General features: G+C 36.2%; 21 protein-coding genes and 2 other annotated features. Of the genes, 4 read left to right on the forward strand and 17 right to left on the reverse strand.

What is annotated here, in order from left to right; genetic code table 11:
• Positions 1 to 23 precede the first annotated feature (23 nt).
• The 3 genes from polX to zapA form a co-directional block, all read right to left on the reverse strand.
• A complete protein-coding gene (gene polX, locus BFA01S_RS05045; RefSeq protein WP_082799858.1) occupies positions 24 to 1,742 on the reverse strand; it encodes a DNA polymerase/3'-5' exonuclease PolX in 1,719 nt (572 codons plus the stop codon).
• A gap of 324 nt (positions 1,743 to 2,066) precedes the next feature.
• Positions 2,067 to 2,606, reverse strand: coding sequence for a CvpA family protein (locus BFA01S_RS05050; protein WP_066226537.1), 540 nt, complete (start codon positions 2,604 to 2,606; stop codon positions 2,067 to 2,069).
• Positions 2,607 to 2,616: 10 nt separating this feature from the next.
• Positions 2,617 to 2,916 carry a cell division protein ZapA gene (zapA, locus tag BFA01S_RS05055; RefSeq protein WP_066226539.1) on the reverse strand — a complete coding sequence of 100 codons (300 nt, stop codon included), beginning with the start codon at positions 2,914 to 2,916 and terminating at the stop codon, positions 2,617 to 2,619.
• A gap of 84 nt (positions 2,917 to 3,000) precedes the next feature.
• Between zapA and rnhC the strand changes: the two genes are divergently transcribed.
• Positions 3,001 to 3,927: a ribonuclease HIII gene (gene rnhC / locus BFA01S_RS05060; RefSeq protein WP_066226541.1), complete on the forward strand. Its 927-nt coding sequence runs from the start codon at positions 3,001 to 3,003 to the stop codon at positions 3,925 to 3,927.
• A 120-nt stretch (positions 3,928 to 4,047) separates the two neighbouring features.
• Here the strand turns inward: rnhC and pheT are convergent, their stop codons facing one another.
• The 3 genes from pheT to BFA01S_RS05075 all read right to left on the reverse strand — a co-directional run bounded on the left by pheT (position 4,048) and on the right by BFA01S_RS05075 (position 8,714).
• Complete coding sequence (gene pheT / locus BFA01S_RS05065) at positions 4,048 to 6,462, reverse strand: phenylalanine--tRNA ligase subunit beta (RefSeq protein ID WP_066226543.1); 2,415 nt, start codon at positions 6,460 to 6,462, stop codon at positions 4,048 to 4,050.
• A 16-nt stretch (positions 6,463 to 6,478) separates the two neighbouring features.
• Positions 6,479 to 7,513, reverse strand: coding sequence for a phenylalanine--tRNA ligase subunit alpha (pheS, locus tag BFA01S_RS05070; protein WP_066226544.1), 1,035 nt, complete (start codon positions 7,511 to 7,513; stop codon positions 6,479 to 6,481).
• Between the two features lie 152 nt (positions 7,514 to 7,665).
• Positions 7,666 to 7,910, reverse strand: a binding site (T-box leader).
• 51 nt (positions 7,911 to 7,961) lie between these two features.
• Positions 7,962 to 8,714: a TrmH family RNA methyltransferase gene (locus tag BFA01S_RS05075; RefSeq protein ID WP_066226546.1), complete on the reverse strand. Its 753-nt coding sequence runs from the start codon at positions 8,712 to 8,714 to the stop codon at positions 7,962 to 7,964.
• Positions 8,715 to 8,826: 112 nt separating this feature from the next.
• Here BFA01S_RS05075 and sspI point away from each other — a divergent pair, with 112 nt between their 5' ends.
• Positions 8,827 to 9,039, forward strand: coding sequence for a small acid-soluble spore protein SspI (gene sspI / locus BFA01S_RS05080; protein WP_066226548.1), 213 nt, complete (start codon positions 8,827 to 8,829; stop codon positions 9,037 to 9,039).
• 34 nt (positions 9,040 to 9,073) lie between these two features.
• On the opposite strand, the gene BFA01S_RS05085 is transcribed toward sspI, so the two are convergent.
• Positions 9,074 to 10,159: a M42 family metallopeptidase gene (locus BFA01S_RS05085; protein ID WP_066226550.1), complete on the reverse strand. Its 1,086-nt coding sequence runs from the start codon at positions 10,157 to 10,159 to the stop codon at positions 9,074 to 9,076.
• 55 nt (positions 10,160 to 10,214) lie between these two features.
• On the reverse strand, positions 10,215 to 10,703 hold the full coding sequence (locus tag BFA01S_RS05090) for a dUTP diphosphatase (protein ID WP_066226552.1): 489 nt from the start codon (positions 10,701 to 10,703) through the stop codon (positions 10,215 to 10,217).
• Positions 10,704 to 10,859: 156 nt separating this feature from the next.
• On the opposite strand from BFA01S_RS05090, the gene BFA01S_RS05095 reads away from it, so the two are divergent.
• Entirely contained in the window at positions 10,860 to 11,273 is a 414-nt protein-coding gene (locus BFA01S_RS05095) for a sigma-w pathway protein ysdB (RefSeq protein ID WP_066226554.1), read from the forward strand.
• Between the two features lie 250 nt (positions 11,274 to 11,523).
• Positions 11,524 to 14,814 carry an NPCBM/NEW2 domain-containing protein gene (locus tag BFA01S_RS05100; protein ID WP_066226556.1) on the forward strand — a complete coding sequence of 1,097 codons (3,291 nt, stop codon included), beginning with the start codon at positions 11,524 to 11,526 and terminating at the stop codon, positions 14,812 to 14,814.
• A gap of 37 nt (positions 14,815 to 14,851) precedes the next feature.
• Here the strand turns inward: BFA01S_RS05100 and BFA01S_RS05105 are convergent, their stop codons facing one another.
• From BFA01S_RS05105 to nrdR, 9 genes are all read right to left on the reverse strand, one after another.
• Complete coding sequence (locus BFA01S_RS05105) at positions 14,852 to 15,118, reverse strand: DUF1294 domain-containing protein (protein WP_066226558.1); 267 nt, start codon at positions 15,116 to 15,118, stop codon at positions 14,852 to 14,854.
• Between the two features lie 62 nt (positions 15,119 to 15,180).
• Positions 15,181 to 15,540 (reverse strand): 50S ribosomal protein L20, encoded by a 360-nt coding sequence (rplT, locus tag BFA01S_RS05110; protein WP_066226559.1) that lies wholly within the window; start codon positions 15,538 to 15,540, stop codon positions 15,181 to 15,183.
• Positions 15,541 to 15,569: 29 nt separating this feature from the next.
• On the reverse strand, positions 15,570 to 15,770 hold the full coding sequence (gene rpmI, locus BFA01S_RS05115) for a 50S ribosomal protein L35 (protein WP_066226561.1): 201 nt from the start codon (positions 15,768 to 15,770) through the stop codon (positions 15,570 to 15,572).
• Positions 15,771 to 15,792: 22 nt separating this feature from the next.
• Complete coding sequence (gene infC / locus BFA01S_RS05120) at positions 15,793 to 16,311, reverse strand: translation initiation factor IF-3 (RefSeq protein ID WP_169800434.1); 519 nt, start codon at positions 16,309 to 16,311, stop codon at positions 15,793 to 15,795.
• 97 nt (positions 16,312 to 16,408) lie between these two features.
• Positions 16,409 to 16,544: a sequence feature (ribosomal protein L20 leader region), on the reverse strand.
• A gap of 143 nt (positions 16,545 to 16,687) precedes the next feature.
• Entirely contained in the window at positions 16,688 to 18,625 is a 1,938-nt protein-coding gene (gene thrS, locus BFA01S_RS05125; RefSeq protein ID WP_066226565.1) for a threonine--tRNA ligase, read from the reverse strand.
• Between the two features lie 666 nt (positions 18,626 to 19,291).
• Positions 19,292 to 20,122 (reverse strand): putative sporulation protein YtxC, encoded by an 831-nt coding sequence (gene ytxC, locus BFA01S_RS05130; RefSeq protein WP_066226566.1) that lies wholly within the window; start codon positions 20,120 to 20,122, stop codon positions 19,292 to 19,294.
• Positions 20,123 to 20,238: 116 nt separating this feature from the next.
• On the reverse strand, positions 20,239 to 21,177 hold the full coding sequence (dnaI, locus tag BFA01S_RS05135; RefSeq protein ID WP_066226567.1) for a primosomal protein DnaI: 939 nt from the start codon (positions 21,175 to 21,177) through the stop codon (positions 20,239 to 20,241).
• A gap of 17 nt (positions 21,178 to 21,194) precedes the next feature.
• Positions 21,195 to 22,598, reverse strand: coding sequence for a replication initiation and membrane attachment family protein (locus tag BFA01S_RS05140; RefSeq protein WP_066226571.1), 1,404 nt, complete (start codon positions 22,596 to 22,598; stop codon positions 21,195 to 21,197).
• Between the two features lie 4 nt (positions 22,599 to 22,602).
• Positions 22,603 to 23,061, reverse strand: a complete 459-nt coding sequence (gene nrdR, locus BFA01S_RS05145; protein WP_066226573.1) for a transcriptional regulator NrdR — start codon at positions 23,059 to 23,061, stop codon at positions 22,603 to 22,605.
• Positions 23,062 to 23,123: the final 62 nt, after the last annotated feature.

Below are 23,123 nucleotides of genomic sequence, written 5' to 3' on the forward strand. Positions count from 1 at the left end.
TTATAACGTCAGATCAGCCGGAATTACTGATGACGCTTTAAAAATGCTTGCAGCTGATCAAGACTCCAAGTGTTAATTACATTATCCGCTTCGATCCATCCTTTTTTTGCAGCTGAAACACCAATTTCCATATCATGTAACATTTCAATATTATGAGCATCTGTATTAATGACTAATTTTACACCTGCCGCTTGGGCCTTTTTCAAATGTTCTGCACATAAATCAAGACGCTGTGGATTTGCATTAAGTTCAAGTGCTGTATCTGTTTCTTTCGCAAGGTCAATTAATAAATCAATATCCACGTCGTATCCTGGACGTTTACCAATAATTCTTCCAGTAGGATGTGCAATAATATCAACATGCTTACTTTCTAATGCTGTTTTCAATCTTTCCATAATTGTTTCACGGGGCTGTGAAAAACTTGAATGGATAGATGCAATGACAAGATCCATTTCTCCTAATAGCTCATCATCGTAATCAAGTGTTCCATCAGGTAAAATATCCATCTCCACACCGCATAAAATAGTAATATCACTATACTCTTCATTCAGAGCATTAATTTCCTCCCGCTGCGCTCTTAACCGCTCAGGCGTCAAACCATTTGCAACTTTCAAATATTGCGAATGATCTGTAATAGCAATATAACGGTATCCTTTTTCTCTGCATGCTTCCACCATTTCCCGAATAGAAAAAGCACCATCGCTCCATGTCGAGTGCATATGAAGATCGCCTTTTATATCATCTAAACGAACGAGCTTCCTGCTTCCATCAAATTGATCAACCTCTGTTCCATCTTCCCGAACTTCCGGCGGGAAATGCGGTAAATCAAAATAGCTGTAGAACTCTTCTTCACTGGCAAATGTTTTTACTAGGCCTGTCTCAATATTTTCCACACCGTACTCACTTATTTTTTCTCCACGCTCTTTTGCAAGCTGGCGCATTCTTACATTATGATCTTTAGAACCAGTGAAATGATGAAGAGTCGTTGCAAATTCACTCTCTTTTACTAAGCGAAAATCAACACCTACTTCATACTCATAAGTGAGCTGGACAGAAACTTTCGTATCACCGTTTGCGATAATATCAGAAATATGCGGAAGCTTAATTAATTGCTCACGTACAGTATCCGGATCATCTGTTGCAATAATAAAATCAATATCTTTCATAGTTTCCTTCATTCGGCGCAAACTTCCGGCTCTTGAAAAAGATATTATGCCCTCACATTTGCTTAAATAAGATTCAATTTCATCTGCGATTGGCAGCATAAAAGCAATTGGTAAGCGTTCCGGACGGCTTCCCATTTCTTTTACCGCTGCTAAAATTTTCTCTTCTGTCTTTTTTCCAAATCCGGCAAGCTCCTGCACCTTATTTTCCATACATGCCGCCTCAAGTGCTTCTACACTGTCAACATTTAATTCTTTATACAGTTTTGCAATTTTCTTACCGCCTAAGCCAGGCAATTTTAATAACGGGAGTAAACCGCTGGGCACTTCATCTTGAAGTTCCTTTAATACTTCTGATTCACCAGTCTCAATATATTCTTTAATAACTGCGGCTGTCCCTTTACCAATACCAGCTATTTTCGTAAAATCATCTATTTCCGCTAAACTGCGATCATCAATTTCTAATGCATTCGCCGCTTTTCTAAATGCTGATATTTTAAAAGGATTATCTCCTTTAAGTTCCATATAGATAGCAATTGTTTCAAGCAGCTTAATAATATCTTTTTTATGTAATTCCACTTTTTTCACCCCTGTTTTAAGTACTTGCTAATTTTACCGCATATATAAGCACAACTTAAAATTCTAACATATCCTTTATAAAAACCTAGTGCAATGCTCGATTTTTGGCTCGTCTCGCTCCAATTTATAAACAGAACTTGCAAATGGACGAGCCAAAATCAACTTAGTTTTACTAAAAAACATATTGAAGCTATTCATTCAATTTTATATATTAGATTGAAAAATGATTGGATATTTATATAGTAAAAGGTCTTAACTTTTCAATCAAATGAGATAGATACTGCTATATTTCTCATCAGTTAAAAAAGCCAGACCCTTCTATATCTATCTTGTAAATTGCAGCCATATTTCGTTCACTGCCTGTGATAAATATGGCGTATGGTTGACAATTAAATTTGCCAATATTGACTGGTCCAATGTTTGCTGAAGCTGGTCAATTGGAATTAATGCCGCTATAAAAAGCATAATAAACATAATTAAATAATTTTCTAAAAAGCCTAAAACGGAACCAGCCCATTTATTAAGCTGTTTAAGAACTGGTAATAATGCAACGAAATCGAGCATGGAGCCGATAATATGCATGACGATTTTCGTACCAATAAATAATATAACGAAAGAAATAGCCCGATAAAAGGCATCTTCCAAAGAGTCTCCCGTTAATAATGAAAGCATAATAGGCCCTTCTCCTGTCATTGGATAAGGAATCCATAGTTTCATATGTGGTGCTAAATCATCAAAAAATTGATATGCTACAATAAAGGCAATGATAAATCCCGTTAAATGGATTAATTGGAGAATGAAACCCCGCTTTAATCCAGTAAACAGGCCAATTGCTAAAATAATAATAAGTATAAAATCTAACATCTTAAAAGTGTCAATCCTTTTCGCTAATCTGTTTCTCTAGTTTCTCATAGTCTTCTTTTAATTTTATATATTCATGAACGATATTTACAGCTGTTAAAACAGCTAGTTTATTAATATCGAGACTTGGGTTTTTACTACTTATTTCACGCATTTTTTCATCAACAATTGAGGCAACGACCCGCACATGGCTTGTGCTTTCCGTCCCAATAATTGAATATTGTTGTCCATATATATCTACATTCGTTTTCGTCTTTGGGCGATTTAACAATGATAAGCCTCCATTTCGCTCGAGAATCCTAATGTATATCATACCATGAAGTTTTACGTTATGAAAAGAAGATGCAAGCTAACTTATTTGACACTAAAATGATTCATTTTGAAAGGAATATAATATATGGCAAACTCTGTTATAAAAGTTGATCAATCGCTAATGTCTGAAATGAATAAATATTACTTAAAGCAAACTGCAGATAAAACACCGCCAGGAGCAGTTTTCAGTGCAAAAACAGCAAACTGTACAATTACTGCCTATAAATCCGGAAAAGTCCTATTTCAAGGAAGCGGTGCGGAACAGGAAGCAGCCAAATGGGGGAAAGAAGAAAAAAAAGATGTAAAAGCAAAAAAACCCGTCAATTCAATATATGCTCCCCCTCCTAATATTTCCTCCCTCTCTGTTATCGGTTCAGACGAGGTAGGTACAGGCGACTTCTTCGGTCCAATGACAGTCGTGTCAGCTTATGTAAAAAAAGAGCAGATTCCATTATTACAGGAATTAGGAGTAAAAGATTCAAAAAATTTAACCGATCCGCAAATTGTAAGAATTGCTAAAGATATTATTAAGATTATCCCTTACAGCTTATTAATTTTACATAATGAAAAATATAATGAACTGCAGGCTAAAGGAATGTCACAAGGAAAGATGAAGGGACTTCTTCATAATCAGGCGATACAGCTTCTTTCCAAAAAAATTGCACCTGAAAAACCTGATGCAATTCTGATTGATCAATTCGCTGAACCGGGAGTTTATTTCAACTATTTAAAAGGGGAAAAATTCACAACTGAAAATACATACTTCTCAACGAAAGCAGAAAGTGTTCATATAGCTGTTGCGGCAGCTTCTATTATCGCTCGCTATTCATTTGTAAAAGAATTTGAGAAACTGTCCCTAAGCGCTGGTACAACTCTTCCTAAAGGGGCTGGAGCTAAAGTTGACCAAGCAGCCGCAGAAATTATTAATAAAAAGGGAATCAGTTATTTACATACGATTACTAAAAAGCATTTTGCAAATACGGAAAAAGCAATGCGGCTTGCCGGGAAGTAATGCTTATATGAATTATTCGATCACACACCTCATGAATTTTTCGAACATATTAACTCGAAATGGCGTCTATACAAATAGAAAAAAGACTGATTCCAAGGGAAATCAGTCTTTTTTATTATATTAGCTTCTTAAAGTCGCACCGAATTTCTCTGAAACTTGCTGTAATACTTTCTCATGTGCTTTCGTTACGTCTTCATCTGTAAGCGTACGTTCCGGGTCAAAATAGCGGAGAGAGAATGCAACAGACTTCTTGTCTCCTTCTAAGCGATCCCCTTCATAAACATCAAATACAGACACTTCTTTTAACAGCTTTCCGCCGGCATTTACAATTTCGGCTTGAATATCGCCAGTAACAACATCTTTATTAACAACTAAAGCTATATCACGTGTAATAGAAGGATACTTTGGAATAACTTCAAAGCGCACTTCTTCTATATGATGTGTTAACAGATCTGCTAAAGCAAGTTCAAACACATATGTTTCTGTTAAATCTAATTCTTTTTGGACTGTTGGATGGATTTGACCGACAAATCCGACTAAAACATCTTCCATATATAATTCAGCTGTTCTTCCCGGATGCATTCCGTCACGTTTTGCTTGTTTATACGTTATTTTATCCGTTAATCCTAATACATCGAATAAACCATCAAGTATTCCTTTTACAACATAGAAATCCATCGGTTTCTTCTCGCCTTGCCATTGATGTGAATGCCAAAGACCTGTTAACGCACCAGCTAATCTTTCTTTTTCAATCGGCTGTTTATTCTCACCGTTTGCAAGGTAAACAGAAGCAATCTCATAAAATGCGATTTGATCATTTTGACGAGCAAGATTATACGTTAATGTATCTAATAAATGCGGAATAATACTTAATCGCAGCACACTTCTCTCTTCACTCATTGGTAGTGCTAATTTAGTAAAATCTGATTGTTCAAGTGCATATTTAGGAGCTTTTTCTGCACTCGTAAGTGAATAAGTAATTGCTTGATAAAGACCTGCACCTTCAAGGTAACGGCGGACTTTACGGCGTTTTTCCTGATAGTCTGTTAATCTTCCCGGAATTGCTGCACCTACTGGCAGTGTCGTTGGAATATTATCATAACCGTATAGTCTTGCTACTTCTTCGACTAAATCTTCTTCAATTGTAATATCACCGCGACGGGTTGGAACAGTAACAGTAATTGTATTATTGTCTAAAACAGTCTCAAACTGTAATCTGTCGAAAATATCCTTTATTTCTTCAGTCGAAATATTCATGCCTAATACACGATTAATTTTCTCAACAGTTGTCGTTACTACTGCCGGCTCAATGTTTAGTGTGTTTGCTTCAACAGAACCCTCTAACACCTCTCCGCCTGCATATAAAGAAATTAACTGCGCGGCACGCTCACATGCTGCATAAACACGGTTTGGATCAACACCTTTTTCAAAACGCGCACTCGCTTCACTTCTTAAACCGTGATCTTTTGAAGCTGTACGAATTCTTTGTCCTTCAAAAAGGGCTGATTCAAGTAAAACAGTCGTCGTATCAGCTTGAACTTCTGAGTTTACACCACCCATGACACCAGCTAATGCGACAGGTTCTTTTCCATTTGTAATAACTAAATGATTTTCAGTTAATGTTCTTTCTTTATCATCAAGAGTCGTAATTTTTTCCCCGTTTGCTGCACGGCGGACTAAAATTTCTTTTGATCCTAAACGATCATAATCAAAAGCATGTAATGGCTGGCCATATTCAATTAATACATAGTTCGTAATATCGACAACATTATTATGAGGTCTAATACCCGCTGCCATTAATCTTGCCTGCATCCATAATGGTGATGGCTCGATTTTTACATTTTTGATCACTTTTGCTACATATAAAGGATTATCTTCTTTTGCTTCTACATTTACTTGAATATAGTCAGAAGCTTTCTCTGATGCTGTCTCATAAGAAATTTCAGGATAAATAACATCTCTTCCCAAGATCGCTGCCACTTCATATGCAACACCAAGCATACTTAAACAGTCGGAACGGTTCGGTGTTAGTCCTAATTCAAGAACATGGTCATCCAGACCTAATTGTTCTAATGCATCTGTACCGACTTCCGTATCACTTGGAAAAACAAATATACCTTCTGAATATTCTTTTGCAACTAATTTTGATTCCACACCAAGCTCTGTAAGAGAACAGATCATTCCATTTGATTCTTCCCCGCGAAGCTTTGCCTTTTTAATTTTAAAATTACCTGGTAAAACAGCGCCAACTGTTGCTACAGCTACTTTTTGACCTTTATCTACATTCGCTGCACCGCAAATAATTTGAACAACATTTCCTTCACCTAGATCAACTTGGCATTTATTCAGTTTATCTGCATTCGGGTGTTGTTCACGCTCTACGACATGACCGATGACAACACCTTTCATACCATCATTTAAAATTTCTACTCCTTCTACTTCAATCCCGCTGCGAGTAATTTTCTCAGCAAGCTCTTCTGAAGTAATCCCGGATAAATCAACATATTCTTCTAACCATTTATATGAAACAAACATGTTAGCACCCTCCTTTTTAAGCTCGTTTAAATTGTTTTAAGAAACGAATATCATCTGTATAGAAATGACGAATATCATCAATTCCGTATTTTAACATCGCAATTCGCTCAGGACCCATACCGAACGCGAAACCGCTGTATTTTTTCGAATCAAAGCCGGCCATTTCAAGTACATTCGGGTGAACCATCCCAGCACCTAAAATTTCAATCCAGCCAGTTTTCTTACAAACGTTACATCCTTTGCCTCCGCATTTAAAACAGGAAACATCGACTTCAACAGATGGCTCTGTAAATGGGAAGAAGCTAGGACGAAGACGAATTTCACGTTCTTCACCGAACATTTTCTTCGCAAATACTTCAAGCGTTCCTTTTAAATCGCTCATGTGAACATTTTCATCAACGACAAGTCCCTCGATTTGTGTAAATTGATGTGAATGTGTCGCATCATCATCATCACGGCGATACACTTTACCAGGACAAATAATTTTAACTGGGCCTTGCCCTTTTAATTTTTCTAAAGTTCTCGGTTGTACAGTAGATGTTTGTGTACGAAGCAAAATCTCATCCGTAATATAGAAGGAATCTTGCATATCACGAGCCGGATGTCCTTTCGGTAAGTTTAATGCTTCAAAATTATAATAATCTGTTTCTACTTCAGGACCTTCTGCAATTTGATAGCCCATTCCTAAAAATAAATCTTCAATTTCCTCTACAACTGCTGTTAAAGGATGATGATTACCGATTTTTACTGGTCTTCCTGGCAATGTGACGTCAATTGTTTCTGAAGCAAGCTTTTTTTCAATTACTTCTTTTTCAAAATTCTCCTGTTTTTCTGTGATGGCTGTTGCAATTGCTTCACGCACTTCATTTGCAAGTGCTCCCATTACCGGGCGCTCTTCAGCAGAAAGCTTCCCCATTCCACGTAAAACTTCTGTAATTGGTCCTTTTTTACCTAAATAGGCGACACGAATGTCATTAAGTCCTTTTAAATCTTCGGCTTGATTCACTTTTTCAAGTGCTTCAGCCTGAAGTGTTTTTAATTGCTCCTGCATTTCTAATCCTCCTTTTAATTTAAAAGCACAAGTGCCTTGAACAGCCCCGACAAGCTCGAGGGGCTAGGCACTGGAGCTGGATATCATACAAATTACGATATTCCCTTCAATGTGTATACTGTATTTATAACAAAATAAAAAACCCGCCCCAAAAAAGGGACGAGTTGTTATCGCGTTACCACCCTTGTTAACAGCCGGCTAATATTTACTGCGACTGCTCACTTCATTTTTATAACGGTAAAAACCGGAACACCTTTACGCTTAAAATATTAAACGGTCCAAGTGTCAACTCGAGAGATGAATTCATTTACTGATTACGATAAAATGCTTTCAGTCTAAGGCATTTCTCCCTGTTAACGCATCTTCGTAAATTACTATGCTCTGTCATCGTTTTCTTCATTATGTAATTTCTATTTTATTATAATGAAAAGCTTTTGTTCCTGCAACATCATCCGCGTAAATGATAAAGAAGAATCCCAGCTGCAATTCCGACATTTAATGACTCGGCACTTCCATAGATCGGAATATATAAGTTTTTATCGGTTTTTTCTAACAAATCTTTATCAACACCGCTTCCTTCATTACCAATTATTAAAACGAAGGAATCAGCGGGTTCAATTTCTTTATGCGGCTGACCATTTTGTAAAGATGTTCCGTAAACCGGTATATTTCTCTCTTTATATACATTTAATAATTCTAATAAATTTCCTTTGCTTATCGGTAAATGAAAAATAGATCCTTGGCTTGAACGGATAACCTTTGAATTATATAAATCAACTGTTCCCTCACCGAGAACAATACCATCCATTCCAGCCGCGTCAGCTGTTCGAATGATCGTTCCTAAATTTCCTGGATCTTGGATCGCATCAATGAACAGAACTTTTTTCCATGATTCATCAAACGAATAGTCCTGCTCCCTACAAAGAGCAATAACTCCCTGTGGTGCTTCCGTCTCACTAATTGCTTTCATCACATCTTTTGTTACGAGCGTAAGAGGTATATTATCAACATTTAAACTTGCCGGTATGGAAACTTCCTCTGAAACAATTAGCTCTTTAATAACCTCTTCTTTTTTTAATGCTTCTTCTACAAGATGAAATCCTTCAATTAAAAATGTTTTTGTTGCTTCACGTTCTTTTTTTGTATGCAGTTTCTTCCACTGCTTTACTTTTGGGTTTTTTACTGATTCAATTCGATTCACTTCTATACTCCCTTTAACACATTCCAATTTTCTTTCATCATACATAATAATTTATAAATTAACAAATTCTATTAATGGAAAAATTCTTCTCATTTTAAAAGGAGTGTGCAGGATGAATTTAAATTTAAGACATGCAATTAGAGAAAATGTTTCAGGAAACAACCAGGCACAATTACAAGAGACTATCGTTGATGCGATTCAAAGTGGCGAAGAAAAAATGCTTCCGGGCTTAGGTGTTCTTTTTGAAGTAATTTGGCAAAATGCAAATGAGCAAGACAAACAGGAAATGCTGCAAACGTTGGAACAAGGTCTAAAACAGCATTAAGAAAGAGGCTGGCGCTCGGTCAGCCTCTTTCCAATTAATTAAACGTAATTTCTTTTACTTTTTCCGTATCTAAACGTTTCACTAATTCTGTAATCAGCTTCACTGTGTTTTCATAATCATCGCGGTGAAGCATGGACGAATGGGAGTGAATATAGCGTGTTGCAATCGTAATAGATAGCGTCGGAACCCCATTTGTTGATAAGTGAATTGCACCGGAATCTGTTCCTCCGCCAGGCATTGATTCAAATTGATAAGGAATTTCAAGCTCATCAGCAGTATTTGTAACAAAATCACGCAATCCTTTATGGGACACCATAGAAGCATCATATAAAACAATTTGCGGACCTTTTCCCATTTTGCCCATCGCTTCTTTTTCCGTTACTCCAGGAGTATCACCAGCAATTCCGACATCCACACCAAATGCAATATCAGGCTTAATTAAGTTTGCAGATGTTCTTGCTCCCCTTAATCCAACCTCTTCCTGAACTGTACCGACACCGTAAACGACATTCGGATGATCTGTTCCTTTTAAATTTTTTAATACATCAATAGCAATAGCACAGCCAATCCGATTATCCCACGCTTTTGCTAAAAGCATCTTCTCATTTTTCATTACAGTAAATTCGAAATAAGGGACGATTTGATCACCTGGTGTTACACCAAATTCAAGTGCTTCCTCTTTGCTTGATGCACCAATATCAATAAACATATCTTTAATTTCTACCGGCTTCTTTCTCGCTTCAGGCGGTAAAATATGTGGGGGTTTCGAGCCGATTACACCTGTTACATCCCCTTTATTCGTTACAATCGTTACACGTTGGGCAAGCATTACTTGTGACCACCAGCCGCCAACTGTTTGAAAACGAATAAATCCTTTATCATCAATCTGTGTTACCATAAATCCTACTTCGTCCAAGTGGCCCGCAATCATAATTTTTGGACCATCTTCCTTACCAGTCTTTTTAGCAATTAAGCTTCCTAAACCATCACTGAAAATTTCATCGGAATAATCCTTTATGTATCTCGTCATTACTTCTCTTACTTCACGTTCATTACCCGCTATCCCTTTAGCATCTGTTAAATCCTTTAACATTGTTAATGTTTCGTCTAATTTAGTCATTTTATTGCTCCCTTCTTAGCTTCGTCTACTCTATTATATTAAACAAGTTAAGCAATTAATAACCTTGCTCCTGTCTCTGATGATTAATTTCATTTTTTGAGACGTACGCTTTTTCAATTTGTTCCGCTGAAAAGCCAAGCACACTTCCTAAATGTATATACTCTTGAAATAATGTTATGTACGCATCCTTCGTTTGATTTTTTTCAAAATCCGCAATTGCGCGATACACTTGTAAAAATTGTTCATTAACTGAATGCTCATTTGCAAGCGGTGTTAACTCTATTTCATTCCCTACATCTAAATCAAGTCCTAATGAGAGGATGAAATGTACCCCATCTACATATTCTTCCAAAATCGTTTCTACCGGGGCAGCAGCCTTTAAGCTCCAAAATTTAAAGCATCTCGTCTCATTAGCAAGCTCCCCTACTTCCACTAAAAGTGCAAGTATTTTTCTGCTAGTTAAATTTTCATTATGTAATTTATGCTGATTTAAAATCTTTTCATCTAATTCTTTCTGCATCGCAAATAATTTATTAAAATTCATTACAGCTCTCCTAATTATTTAAATGTACTACTTAATAAAATTATAACAAATGATGAAATTTTTGAAACCTATTCTACCTTCATCCGTATATAAGCATTGAACACATATATTATCATTGCTAGTTTTGATATAAAAATGACTCGGAGGTGTGCTTCTATGATTGTCGTGTTCATTCGAATTGTTCTAATTGCACTTTTCTTTTTCCTTATATATTCCTTATTTAAGTATTTATTCAATCCTAAACGAAAATTAGAACTTGCACATGAACAGAAGGAATTTTATTTGCTTGATGATAAAGAAAATGTAAGAAAAAACTTTACACTCACATATAGAGGGGTTTTATTCGAAGGTGAAAAATATTTAGGAACAACGAGCCAGTCCTTTGAAGTTGTATCCATTTTCATTTGGCCAAAGACGGAAAATAAATTAAATGGATTTTCAATCTTTGATTTTAACTATATACAAGACCGGCTAAAATTGGAATATCCATATGCTAAAATAGAATGGAAAAGTCCAGTTAAAGAGTTTCTCCTCAAAAAACAGGAACAAGAGCAAAAAAATAAGAGCTGATGGTGTGAAGCCTCAGCTCTTTTCCTATATATCCAAATCTTAATATGGGTAATTTTTCAATAATATCAGTACTTTTACATCGTTTTTTAAATAAGTAATTATCATGTTTGAGGAATTTTTCATATGAATAAAAAGCAAAAAGAACCGATAGAAAATCCTTCCCAAAAAGGGTGAAAATACCTATTCATATATAGATTTCTATCCCGATAAACTACATGTACTATATTCATACATAAAGAAGGTGTTTTTATTGAAAAAGAAGAAAATGATTTTATCGGCTGTTTTACTGGCAAGTACACTCAGTATAACAGGAATGCCAAATGTTTTGCACAAGTCAGATCAGATTGTACATGCAGCAGAAGTTCAGCAAAATTCAGAAATACTTGTATCTAATTTTCAAATACAAGCTGCCCATTTAGAAGCATACAATCAAGCATTTAAAGTACCACAGACAAGTATCCTTTCTATTAAGAATAATGGTGGTACATACGGAAATAGCGTAATTACCAATGCGATTGATGGAAATTTAACGACTCATTGGGAAACAAGCAGACCAAACAGCACGACATTTAAAAATCAATTTGAAGTAACATTTAAAGAGCCGCAAGCGATTAACCGCATGACATATGCAACGAGACAAGATGGTGCTAAAGGAAAAGGCTATCCGAAAGCATTTGAAATTTATGCTTCACAGTCTGATAGCGGCGACGATTACAAACTCGTTGGAATAGGCTCACATAGTACAGTGAGCGGCAATGTAATGGAGTATAAATTTAATGAAGTGACAGCAAAACGCGTTAAATTTGTGTTCAAAGAAGCTCATCAAGACTGGGCAAGCGCAGCAGAAGTTGCCTTTTATAAAACGGATATTTTAACAGATTCAATTTCTAAAATTTTCATAGACTTAACAAATACGAAGCTGTCAGCTGAATATAATTCTGAAAAAGCGATTAGTGAATTAGAAAAATTACTTCCTAATCACCCAATGAAAACAGCATATGAGCAGACCCTCCGTACAGCTAGAGAAATATTAAATAACCCGGAGTTATCTAAGGAATATGAAAATAGTATTATCACACTCGAACAATTAGGTGATCCAAGACATGATGCATGGAGTGTGAAACAACAATGTTATCAACTTGGAAGTTTCCTTCCAACCGGTCTATATTACAAACCTGGTGAAACATTTATTATTAATGCAGATGTAGCAGAGGGCGACCCGCTGCCCTCCATTGTCTTTGATCAAAACTGGAATATCAAAGGGCAAAGATCAACAAGTTATTCATTAAAAAGAGGCTTGAATACTATTACTGCTCCTGTAAATTCCTACTCTGGCGGTGTTTACTTTATAAATGAATCTACACCGAACCAACAAAAATATGCACCAAGAATCTCAATTAAATCTGGTGGGGAAACATATCCTATTTACTACAGCGGAAAAACGAATGCAGAGGAATATAAACAGCAATTAACAGAATATAAACAGCAATTAGATAAATTAAATGTAGATGGGAACATTGTTGTCCCAAATTTAGCGACAATTGTTACGGATCACACACTTATCACTGGTAAAGCAACCGATGCTTACAACTCATTTATTAAAGGCTCAACAGAACCTCAGGCAGCTGCTAATGCCTGGGAGGATATGATGCTTTATGATTATAAATTATTAGGCTATAGCGAAGATTCACTAGATCCAAAGCATCAAATACCTAAAAACCGTTTACACGCTCGTGCAGTAACCGATGGTATGTATGCGGGTGGCGGATTAATTGGTATTGGCTATGATGCCGAGAGTGTTCTCTTTGGAACAGATCTGGGATGGGGAGTATTCCATGAAGCAGGTCACGTTGTGGAAATGGGACCTTTACGTTTTCTTGAATTAACAAATAACATCTTCTCACTAGCTAATCAAGAGAGAACAAATCAGTCAATTAGAATTGAAACAGATAGTATATTTAATAACCTCTTTAACTATTATACATCTGGAAAAACATTAGGATTCACTTACCAAAAAAGACCAGATAGTGAAGTGAATGTAGGTGGCTGGGAAGCACATTTAATCATGTGGCAGTTAAGAATTGCTTTTGGATATGATTTCTATACAGATATTTTTAAAACTGGGCGGGATACGAATTTCACAGCAGGAAATACTCCTGGAGACCGCTGGGCTAGATTAGGTTCTGATGCTGCAGGTTATGATTTAGGTGCTTATCTCCATCGTATGGGGATAAATTTAACAGATGAAACATTAGCCTATACAGCTAAATACAAAAAACTTGATTTAGCGATCCAATATGCTGATACAAATGCTCGTCTCTATAAGGGAACAGGCTTTGCAGAAGGATATACAAGTAAAATCAAGTCTGTTGAAAAAGTAAACGGCAGTGTAAAAATCACAGTAGATTCTAACGGTGTTGAAAATGATATGATGGGCTTTGAAATTTACCGTGATGGAAAACTCATCGGTTACACAAATAAGAATTCATATATAGATAATACGGTTGGAGATGCTGCAAATTTATCTTATCAAATTAAAGCATTTGACCGTAAACTGAAAGCAGCTGAGATGAGTAGTGTGGCATCTATCAATTTACATGTACCTGTCATTATTTCAAATGTACCTGTACTTACATTAAAACAAAATCAAGTCTTTCAGCCGCTGGATTATGTAACTGCTGTTTCCTATAATGGACAGGATCTTACGAGTCGATTAAAAGTTATAAATAATACGGTAAATACAGCGAAAATGGGAGATTACAGTATTACGTATGAAATAACGGATGCAGCAGGAAATAACCAAGTATATACACTGCCAGTAAAGGTTGCAGCTAATTTCACATATGCAAGTGATCTGCAATGGAAAACCGTTACAAACACATATCTCAAAACACAGAATGATAAAACAATTCATGGACAAACGATTAAATTAAATAATGGCTACAACACTGTTTCATATGCAAAAGGGATCGGGACACATGCTACATCAACAATTGTTTATGATGTAACAGGAAAAAATTATGATTTATTTGAATCAGCAGTCGGAGTTGAACAAAATATTGTCAACAATTCAAGCTCTTCCATTGTCTTTCAAGTGTTTGTCGATGGAGTAGAAAAATACGATAGCGGTTTAATGAAATATACGACTCCTCAAAAATTCGTACAGGTCGACATCACTGGTGCAAATGAAGTAAAACTTGTCCTAACAGATAGTGGAAATGGTAATAGTTATGATCACGGAGCATGGGCGGATGCTAAATTCATTGTTACAGATGATACACCGCAGGAAGTAAAAAATTTACAAGCTTTGCTCGACTTTACGAAGCCCATTACAAATCTCTCTTATGTTAATCCTGCTTTAAGTGCAAGAGAAATACGGTTAAGCAATGTTATGATGACTAGAGCAGAAATCGAGAAAAAATTCCTTGCTGATGAATTAACATTGGAACAAATAAATATTGTTACTGAAACATTAACTAATTTTGTTACAGATATAGGTCAAACATATCAAGCCGGCGGACAGCCAATCACTTTTAACTAATGTAATAGAGGATGTCCTAAAAGACATCCTCTCCATTTCAAATCAATTTTACTAAATATAATAAAATACAAACATGCAATACCGCTAATAATGGAACTCCATATTTAAACTTAGCATGCTGCGTTTTGTGCCTGAATACATTCATCGCTAACATTAATCCTAAAGCACCACCGAATACTCCCAATGACATTAGCACACTTTCAGGAACTCTCCATTCATGCCGTTTCGCTTTCTTCTTATCCCCTGCCATCTTAATAAAGCTGTATATATTAATGAGTAAATAATAAAAAAATAAGTAAATCATTTCGTCCCCCTTTGTACAAAAAAAGGACCGACCTTTAACCGGTCAGCCCTTTCTAATTGCAATTATTTATTAATCTGTGCTTTAGCAGCATCTGCTAATTGTGCGAATGCTTTATCATCAGAGATAGCTAAGTCAGCAAGCATTTTACGGTTTACTTCGATACCTGCAAGCTTTAATCCGTGCATTAAACGGCTGTAAGAAAGACCGTTGATACGAGCAGCTGCGTTGATACGAGTAATCCAAAGCTTACGGAAGTCGCGTTTTTTCTGACGACGGTCACGGTAAGCATACATGAAAGATTTCATTACTTGTTGGTTTGCTACTTTATATAATCTATGTTTAGAACCGAAATAACCTTTTGCTAATTTAAGAACTTTTTTACGACGTCTGCGTGAGACGATACCGCCTTTTACTCTTGGCATATAAATTCCCTCCTAATACTTTTTACCGATTATTTAAGATTGTCTAATAAATGACGAATACGTTTGAAATCACCTTTACTAACTAATGTAGATTTACGTAATTTACGTTTCGCTTTTGTAGATTTATTTGCAAATAAGTGACTTGTGTAAGCGTGTGAACGTTTTAATTTACCAGTTCCAGTCTTTTTAAAACGCTTAGCAGCGCCTCTATGTGTTTTCATTTTTGGCATAAGGTATTCCTCCTTAAATAATTTACTTTTCGTTTTTAGGTGCTAATACTAAGAACATGCTGCGTCCGTCCATCTTAGGTGAAGATTCGATTGTACTTAAATCAATACATTCTTCTGCAAAACGATCCAGTACTTTTTGACCGATTCCTTTATGTGTAATCGCACGACCTTTAAAGCGGATAGATGCTTTTACTTTGTCCCCTTTTTCAAGGAACTTTCGAGCGTTACGAAGCTTTGTATTAAAGTCATGCTCATCAATTGTAGGACTTAAACGAACTTCCTTTAAATTAATAACCTTTTGGTTTTTACGCGCTTCTTTATCTTTCTTCTGTTGCTCAAAACGGAATTTTCCGTAATCCATAATACGGCATACAGGAGGCTTCGCGTTTGGAGCTACTAAAACTAAATCAAGATTAGCTCTTGCAGCTATTTCTAATGCCTCTTGTCGACTTTGAATTCCAAGTTGATCTCCAGTTGCACCAATCAGACGAACCTCACGAGCACGAATCCCGTCATTTACCATCATATCTTTGCTAATAATTAGCCACCTCCAAGGTTTTATACAAACTGAATAGTTTACCGTAAAAAGAATGCCCCATTCCCTACCTTGCTCCATCATAGCGGTGTTCAGGTTTTAACAAATAAAAAAAGTGTGGGTGCATTAAACACCCACACTACGATTATATACAATAAGAAAAGTATGTTAAATCGTAACCTGCCAACTACAATCGGATGTGTCAACCAGGTGAGAAGCGGGTGCCTCTGCTTGCAATATAATTTTACTATTCAATTACCTTGAGAATTATATCATGATAAACAATTTATTTCAAGCTTATACTTTTTAAATACAAAAATTATTCTATCAAATATGTGGAAAGCTTGCAACATCTTTTTTAATATTGGCAGTAATTTGCTCTTTAACGTCTTACTTCTTCCACAATATTAGTTGAAAATTGTTCAAAAGAAACTGTTTCTGATTTTTGTTCTCCGTACTTACGAACGTTTACTGCTTTCTCAGCAATTTCATTATCTCCAACAACGAGCATATACGGTATCTTTTGAATTTGTGCTTCACGGATTTTATAACCAATTTTCTCATCACGCGCATCAAGCTCTACTCTTATACCAGCTGCACGAAGGTCCTCTTGCACCTGCTTTGCATAATCAAGATGGATAGCTGGTGAAACTGGGATAACTTGTACTTGAACTGGTGCAAGCCATGTTGGGAATGCCCCTTTATACTCCTCAATTAAGAATGCAACAAAGCGTTCCATTGTAGAAACAACACCGCGGTGGATAACGACTGGACGATGCTGTTTGCCGTCTTCACCAATATATGTTAAATCAAAGCGCTCTGGAAGTAAGAAATCAAGCTGTGCTGTTGAAAGTGTTTCATCTTTTCCAAGCGCTGTACGAACTTGAACATCAAGCTTCGGACCATAGAATGCTGCTTCGCCTTCCGCTTCAAAATAATCGACACCAAGCTCATCCATTGCTTCTTTTAACAATGTTTGTGCCTTTTCCCACATTTCATCATCATCAAAATACTTCTCTTTATCTTCCGGATCACGATAAGATAGACGGAATGAATACTTTTCAATACCAAAATCTTTATATACTTCTTCAATTAGACGAACAACACGCATAAATTCATCTTTAATTTGATCCGGACGAACGAAAATATGAGCATCATTTAATGTCATTCCACGAACACGCTGTAAACCTGTTAAAGCACCTGACATTTCATAACGGTGCATCGTACCAAGTTCTGCGATTCGAATCGGCAGCTCACGGTAACTATGAATATCATTACTGTAAACCATCATATGATGCGGACAGTTCATTGGACGAAGGAAAAGCTCTTCGTTATCCATTTGCATAGATGGGAACATATCATCCTGGTAATGATCATAGTGGCCTGAAGTTTTATAAAGCTCTGCACTTCCAAGTACAGGTGTGTACACATGCTGGTAGCCTAGTTTTTCTTCTTTATCGACGATATATCTTTCAATAATACGGCGGATTGTTGCTCCTTTTGGAAGCCAAAGCGGTAAACCTTGTCCTACTTTTTGTGAAGTTGTAAATAAGTTCAATTCTTTTCCGATTTTACGATGATCACGCTCTTTCGCTTCCTCTAATAATCGAAGATGCTCGTCTAAATCACTCTTCTTAAAGAACGCTGTACCGTAAATACGCTGAAGCATTTTATTTTTGCTGTCACCGCGCCAGTAAGCACCAGCAACACTTAATAATTTGAATTCTTTAATTTTCCCTGTTGACGGCAAATGAATTCCGCGACATAAATCGAAAAACTCACCTTGTGTATAAATCGATACTTCTTCTCCTTCTGGAATCGCTTCAAGAAGTTCAATTTTTAAAGGATCATTGATTTCTTTAAAACGGCGATCTGCCTCTTCACGGCTTACTTCCTCACGAACGATATCAAGATTTTCGCTCACAATTTTTTTCATTTCTTTTTCAATTACAGGAAGATCCTCAGCTGAAATTGGGTTTTCCATATCTACATCATAGTAAAAACCATTTTCAATAACCGGACCGATTCCAAGCTTTACATCTACATCTTTATAAATCCGCTTAATCGCTTGTGCCATTAAGTGTGCAGTACTATGACGCATGATCTCAAGTGCTTCTTCACTATCCTGTGTTACAATTTCGATTGCTCCATCTTCTTTAATCGGCGCACGCAAGTCAATAAGTGTTCCATTTATTTTCCCAGCAAGTGCTTTTTTCTTTAAACCCGGGCTAATCGATGCCGCGATATCCTCTGTTGTCGTTCCTTGTGAAAACTCCTTTACAGCTCCGTCAGGAAAAGTAATTTTTATAACATCTGACATCCCTTTTCACTCCTTATTATTTTCTTTTAAAAATAAATAAAACTCGCCCCTAAAAAAGGGACGAGTTAATAAACTAGTATAATGGATCGTGGTTCCACCCTATTTCCCATCCGGCGAATGATGAGCGGCGAATCTCTTCGTCAGCTCTGTCCATTCAAGTCCTCATGTACACAATACGTACACTCCGGTTTGAGTTTCCGTCGCTTCCTCGACCTTCTTGCTCCTCCTTCGCCTCTTGTGCGATGAAGATAAGCAGCGATCTCTTCGTCAGCTCTGTCAATTCAAATCCTCATGTACACAATATGTACACTCCGGTTTGAATTTCCGTCGCTTCCTCGACCTTCTTACTCCTCCTTCGCCTCTTGTGCGATGAAAATGAGCGGCGAGTTTCTTTGCGAGCTTGGCAATTCAAATTCCTATGTACTGTGTACATTTCCGGTATGGCTTTCAATTCGATAACGGGATTAACCGTCAGCTATTAATTAGGGTGAACCTGTTCACAACTGAAGTTTAGAGGTGGTAAGATCATTATTCGTGTTAGGAAGGTCACAGCTATTCCTCCCCTCTCTGGGAACCGTGATAACGAACTCATGTCCTCATCATTACAGATAAATTGTTAAATTTACTCGTATTATAGACCTATTAAATTAGAAAATCAAGATTCATTTAATTATTTAACGATTGTGATTTCGGGAAAATTTGTACACGCTCCTGGAAAATATTTTGAATCGTCTGATTCATACCGGCATCCGGCTCATCTGTGTATAATATAATTTTTTTCGGTGATATACATACGAGAGGTGCAAGCAGCTCACAGTCTATGTACATATGAGGCTGTTTTTTAATAAAACTAGTATCGATATATTGCTTTAATTCATTTTCAGACATTTCTATACCTGCGCGATTATAAATCGTAAATTGCTCATCATGATGAATCTTTACAGCATCCAGCTTACTTGCTGTTACCGTAATGTAATCCCTTAACGTTTGAATAAAATTTTGGTATTCTTGTTCAAGCTTGTACTCTTCAATGGCAACTTCTACATACCTTTGCAGACGTTTTAAATACTCTTGCAATCTAAATGTAAAAAAAGAGTGAAAGGAAAAGGATAAATTTGGGCGTAAAAATTGCTGTAATGCTTCTTTTAAATATGTCTCACGATGTTGAAATTTCTGAATTTGCGGAATTTCAGAACGATCTCCTTCAATAATAGATTGTGCAATATGTAAAATTTGCTGCTGTTCTTCATGATCTTCAAAATAGAAATGAGTTTGAATAATAGAAAGCATCACTTCTTGTTCTTTATGTTCAATAATATAATGTATGATGCCCCTAATGATTAATTGTTCAACAGACTCATCCCATTTTTTAGAGAGGAGTTGAATGCTCTCTGGATCATCTTGGTTAATTTTCATTTGATTCTCTTTACATATTGAACGAAAAATTGAACAAATCGTTTCCGCCTCTTTCGGAGACTCAAATAAAATTTCAAACATATTTGTCCCCCCTATTTGCGAACACCTCATTGAATAAATATGAGAGGATGAAAGCATTTAGAAGTACAATTTTGATTTTGACAAATAGACCTGACAAACATTGTCAGGTCTATTTATTAACTACGCCTATTTTTCCCTTTTATCTCTATTTGTATTACCATATGTTTAATTCTTTCCATTATTCTAGCTGCTTTTACCTGCTCTTCTTCTCCTCGCTGTGAAAAGGCAAGATGATGCTGTAATTGTTCAAAATTAAAATTCGAAGAGAAAAAAGTAGGAAGGTTTTCAAGCATTCGATATTGGAGGATTGTACCTAATATATCATCTCTCATCCAGCTTGACATTGATTCAGCACCGAGATCATCAAGCATTAAAACAGGAATTTTCTTAACCGCATCCAGCTTGTCATCAATGGAATTATCTTGGAAAGACCCTTTTAACTCTCTCATAAATTCTGGAACATATACTAGCATCGATGCAACACGATGAGTAGCAAGTTCATTTGCAATAGCTCCTAAAATATACGTTTTCCCAACCCCAAATGGACCGTAAAAATAAAGAGCTTTCGGGTTTTTCCCATTATTATATTGCTCTACGAAATCCTGTGCATATTTAATTGCCTGCAGGCGGCTAGGTTCATTCATCTCAAAATCAATCGTATCAAATTGAGCATTCAAAATATCTTTTGGTATATACATGCTTTTTATTAATGATTCATGCTTTTTACGTTCATCGTATTTTTCTTTTGTAATACATTTATCATATTGCAGATCGATTGATTTTCCTTGAATGATTAATTTAGGATAATAGCCCTGGATAAGATTTTTACATTCTGATAATGACGGACAGTCCTCACAGTTCTTACTTTGGTCAATAAACTCATGCAGTTTCATTAAGCTGCGGTCAATCATATTATCATCAATAATATCCCTATTTGCCTGTAAAAAAGCTTGTACATCTTTATGAGTAGTAACTTGCTTCCTTAAACCGTAGAAACGTTCTTTAAAACCAGGTCGATTAGTTAAATTTTGAAAGGAACGGCTCATATGCTCCAATTTATCCACACCTCACTTTACTGTCCTTCTTGCGCTTTATTTTTATAATTTTTAATTCTCTCAAGCAACTTCTTCTTTTCCGCTTCAAATTGTTCATTATTAAGCTTAGCTTCTTCTTTTTCACCAGTAGCCTTATCCTCTGCCAGCCAATCTGGCAGTATCTCTTTTCTTACTACTCGTTTCTTCTTGCTGTTATTCACCTTTGTTTCTTGCTCTGAAGCCAATTTTTTCGCAAGCTCCATCGCCTCTTGCACTGTTTTCAATTTCAGCCTAGCCCAGTGGCTTGCTATTTTTTGGACGTATGATCTCGTTAGCTTCATATTTGTCTGTAACATAACATAATAAATTAAAACATTTACAACACCTGGTTCGAGCTTCTGCTGAAACATCACTTCTTCAATAATTTTCAAATCAGCAGCAGATGGCTCAGTCCCATCTGAAACATCTTTCAAAAACTGTCTTGGAGATATTTTTTCGAGCTGATAAATAAGCTCCTCTTCCTGTGAACGTTCTTTCTTTTCCTGCATCGTTCTTAAGTTTAACGGCTGTATTTTGTCACATAAAGTCGGTAAATGATCACCATATTGGAACTGATACCAGTCTCTTGCAGCTTTTCTAAGCTGTTCAATATTAATAGAATCATCTGATTCTATTGCATTCATTAAAATATTTTTCATTTCAATTGCATCGATACCATATAAATGGGATAGTTTCACAATTGTTTCCTTTACTGCTTTTGTAATTGATTTTTGCGGAATAATCGCTTCTGATAAACCAGAAAATAGCAATTCAAAATCGAATACTTCCTCTTTTAATTCCAATGTTGATAACTTATTTGAAGTCATATATTCATAGTTACTATTCAGTATTAGATTTTCCACTGTCTCATCGGATACACGTGAAACCATTTCAGAAGGATGGACAGATTCAAAGATTTCGGTAAATGATCTCGTTACTTCCTTCATATTTTTTTCTATTTGTATATCTGAAAAAAACCGTCTCAATTGCTGATATTTACTGTTTCCGACTCTGTTATATAAATATATATTAAGAATACCGTCTTGGAAAAAATCATCTGGTTTTAGAGGTGTTTGAAGTTCATATATATAGGTTCTGACTTCTTTTTGATCATCTACATATGTCTTTAATAGACCAATTCCCTCAAGCTTCAACCGTTCTTTATAAATATCATGCAGATTCATTTGCATAATTGCTATTAAACTGTGATGAGATGTTTCCTCTCCCCATAATCGATCCTGCTCTAATTCACTCCATAATGTCATATAGAGGCTATAAGCAAAAGAACCGATTAAAGGCTGATATAAGAGAGTTAGTATTTTACGATCTAACTCTTGTAATATGCCGCTGCTCCTAGCGACATACCGATCGATAGCAAGTAGTCCCTTCCAATGCTGCTCCATCATTTTACCTCACTTTTTTTATCAAATCCGACAATTCCTCTATAAAAACATTTATGTCCTTAAATTGACGGTAAACAGAGGCAAAACGAACATATGCTACTTCATCTATGCTAGCGAGTCGATCCATAACCATTTCACCAATATGTTCACTATTTACTTCAGAAATCCCTTGATTTCTAAGTTCTTTTTCAATATCATGCACAATATTCTCTAATGTTTGCAAAGGAACAGGTCTTTTCTCACATGCTCGAATAAGTCCCCTCAGTACTTTATCACGGCTAAATTCTTCTCTCGTTCCATCTTTTTTCACGACAATTAAAGGAATCTCTTCAAACTTCTCAAAAGTTGTAAATCTATATTGACATTCTTCACATTCGCGACGCCTGCGAATAGCTCTGCCTTCATCCACGGGTCTTGAATCAAGGACCCTCGTTCCATTATGCTGACACGTCGGACATTTCATATAATCAGCTCCAGTCTTCTTCAAAATTATATTTATCCCAGCCTTAACGGGCAATAGAACAC

The organism is Metabacillus fastidiosus NBRC 101226, assembly GCF_001591625.1.
GTDB lineage: Bacteria > Bacillota > Bacilli > Bacillales > Bacillaceae > Metabacillus > Metabacillus fastidiosus.

Coding starts and splice junctions, on each gene's coding strand:
- sspI (WP_066226548.1), top strand. CDS start 8,827: ATGAATTTAAATTTAAGACATGCAATTAGAGAAAATGTTTCAGGAAAC.
- BFA01S_RS05085 (WP_066226550.1), bottom strand. CDS start 10,159: ATGACTAAATTAGACGAAACATTAACAATGTTAAAGGATTTAACAGAT.
- nrdR (WP_066226573.1), bottom strand. CDS start 23,061: ATGAAATGTCCGACGTGTCAGCATAATGGAACGAGGGTCCTTGATTCA.
- BFA01S_RS05095 (WP_066226554.1), top strand. CDS start 10,860: ATGATTGTCGTGTTCATTCGAATTGTTCTAATTGCACTTTTCTTTTTC.
- BFA01S_RS05105 (WP_066226558.1), bottom strand. CDS start 15,118: ATGATTTACTTATTTTTTTATTATTTACTCATTAATATATACAGCTTT.
- BFA01S_RS05090 (WP_066226552.1), bottom strand. CDS start 10,703: ATGAATTTTAATAAATTATTTGCGATGCAGAAAGAATTAGATGAAAAG.
- rpmI (WP_066226561.1), bottom strand. CDS start 15,770: ATGCCAAAAATGAAAACACATAGAGGCGCTGCTAAGCGTTTTAAAAAG.
- zapA (WP_066226539.1), bottom strand. CDS start 2,916: ATGATATACATTAGGATTCTCGAGCGAAATGGAGGCTTATCATTGTTA.
- pheS (WP_066226544.1), bottom strand. CDS start 7,513: ATGCAGGAGCAATTAAAAACACTTCAGGCTGAAGCACTTGAAAAAGTG.
- rnhC (WP_066226541.1), top strand. CDS start 3,001: ATGGCAAACTCTGTTATAAAAGTTGATCAATCGCTAATGTCTGAAATG.
- BFA01S_RS05050 (WP_066226537.1), bottom strand. CDS start 2,606: ATGTTAGATTTTATACTTATTATTATTTTAGCAATTGGCCTGTTTACT.
- thrS (WP_066226565.1), bottom strand. CDS start 18,625: ATGTCAGATGTTATAAAAATTACTTTTCCTGACGGAGCTGTAAAGGAG.
- rplT (WP_066226559.1), bottom strand. CDS start 15,540: ATGCCAAGAGTAAAAGGCGGTATCGTCTCACGCAGACGTCGTAAAAAA.
- BFA01S_RS05140 (WP_066226571.1), bottom strand. CDS start 22,598: ATGGAGCAGCATTGGAAGGGACTACTTGCTATCGATCGGTATGTCGCT.
- pheT (WP_066226543.1), bottom strand. CDS start 6,462: ATGTTTGTTTCATATAAATGGTTAGAAGAATATGTTGATTTATCCGGG.
- ytxC (WP_066226566.1), bottom strand. CDS start 20,122: ATGTTTGAAATTTTATTTGAGTCTCCGAAAGAGGCGGAAACGATTTGT.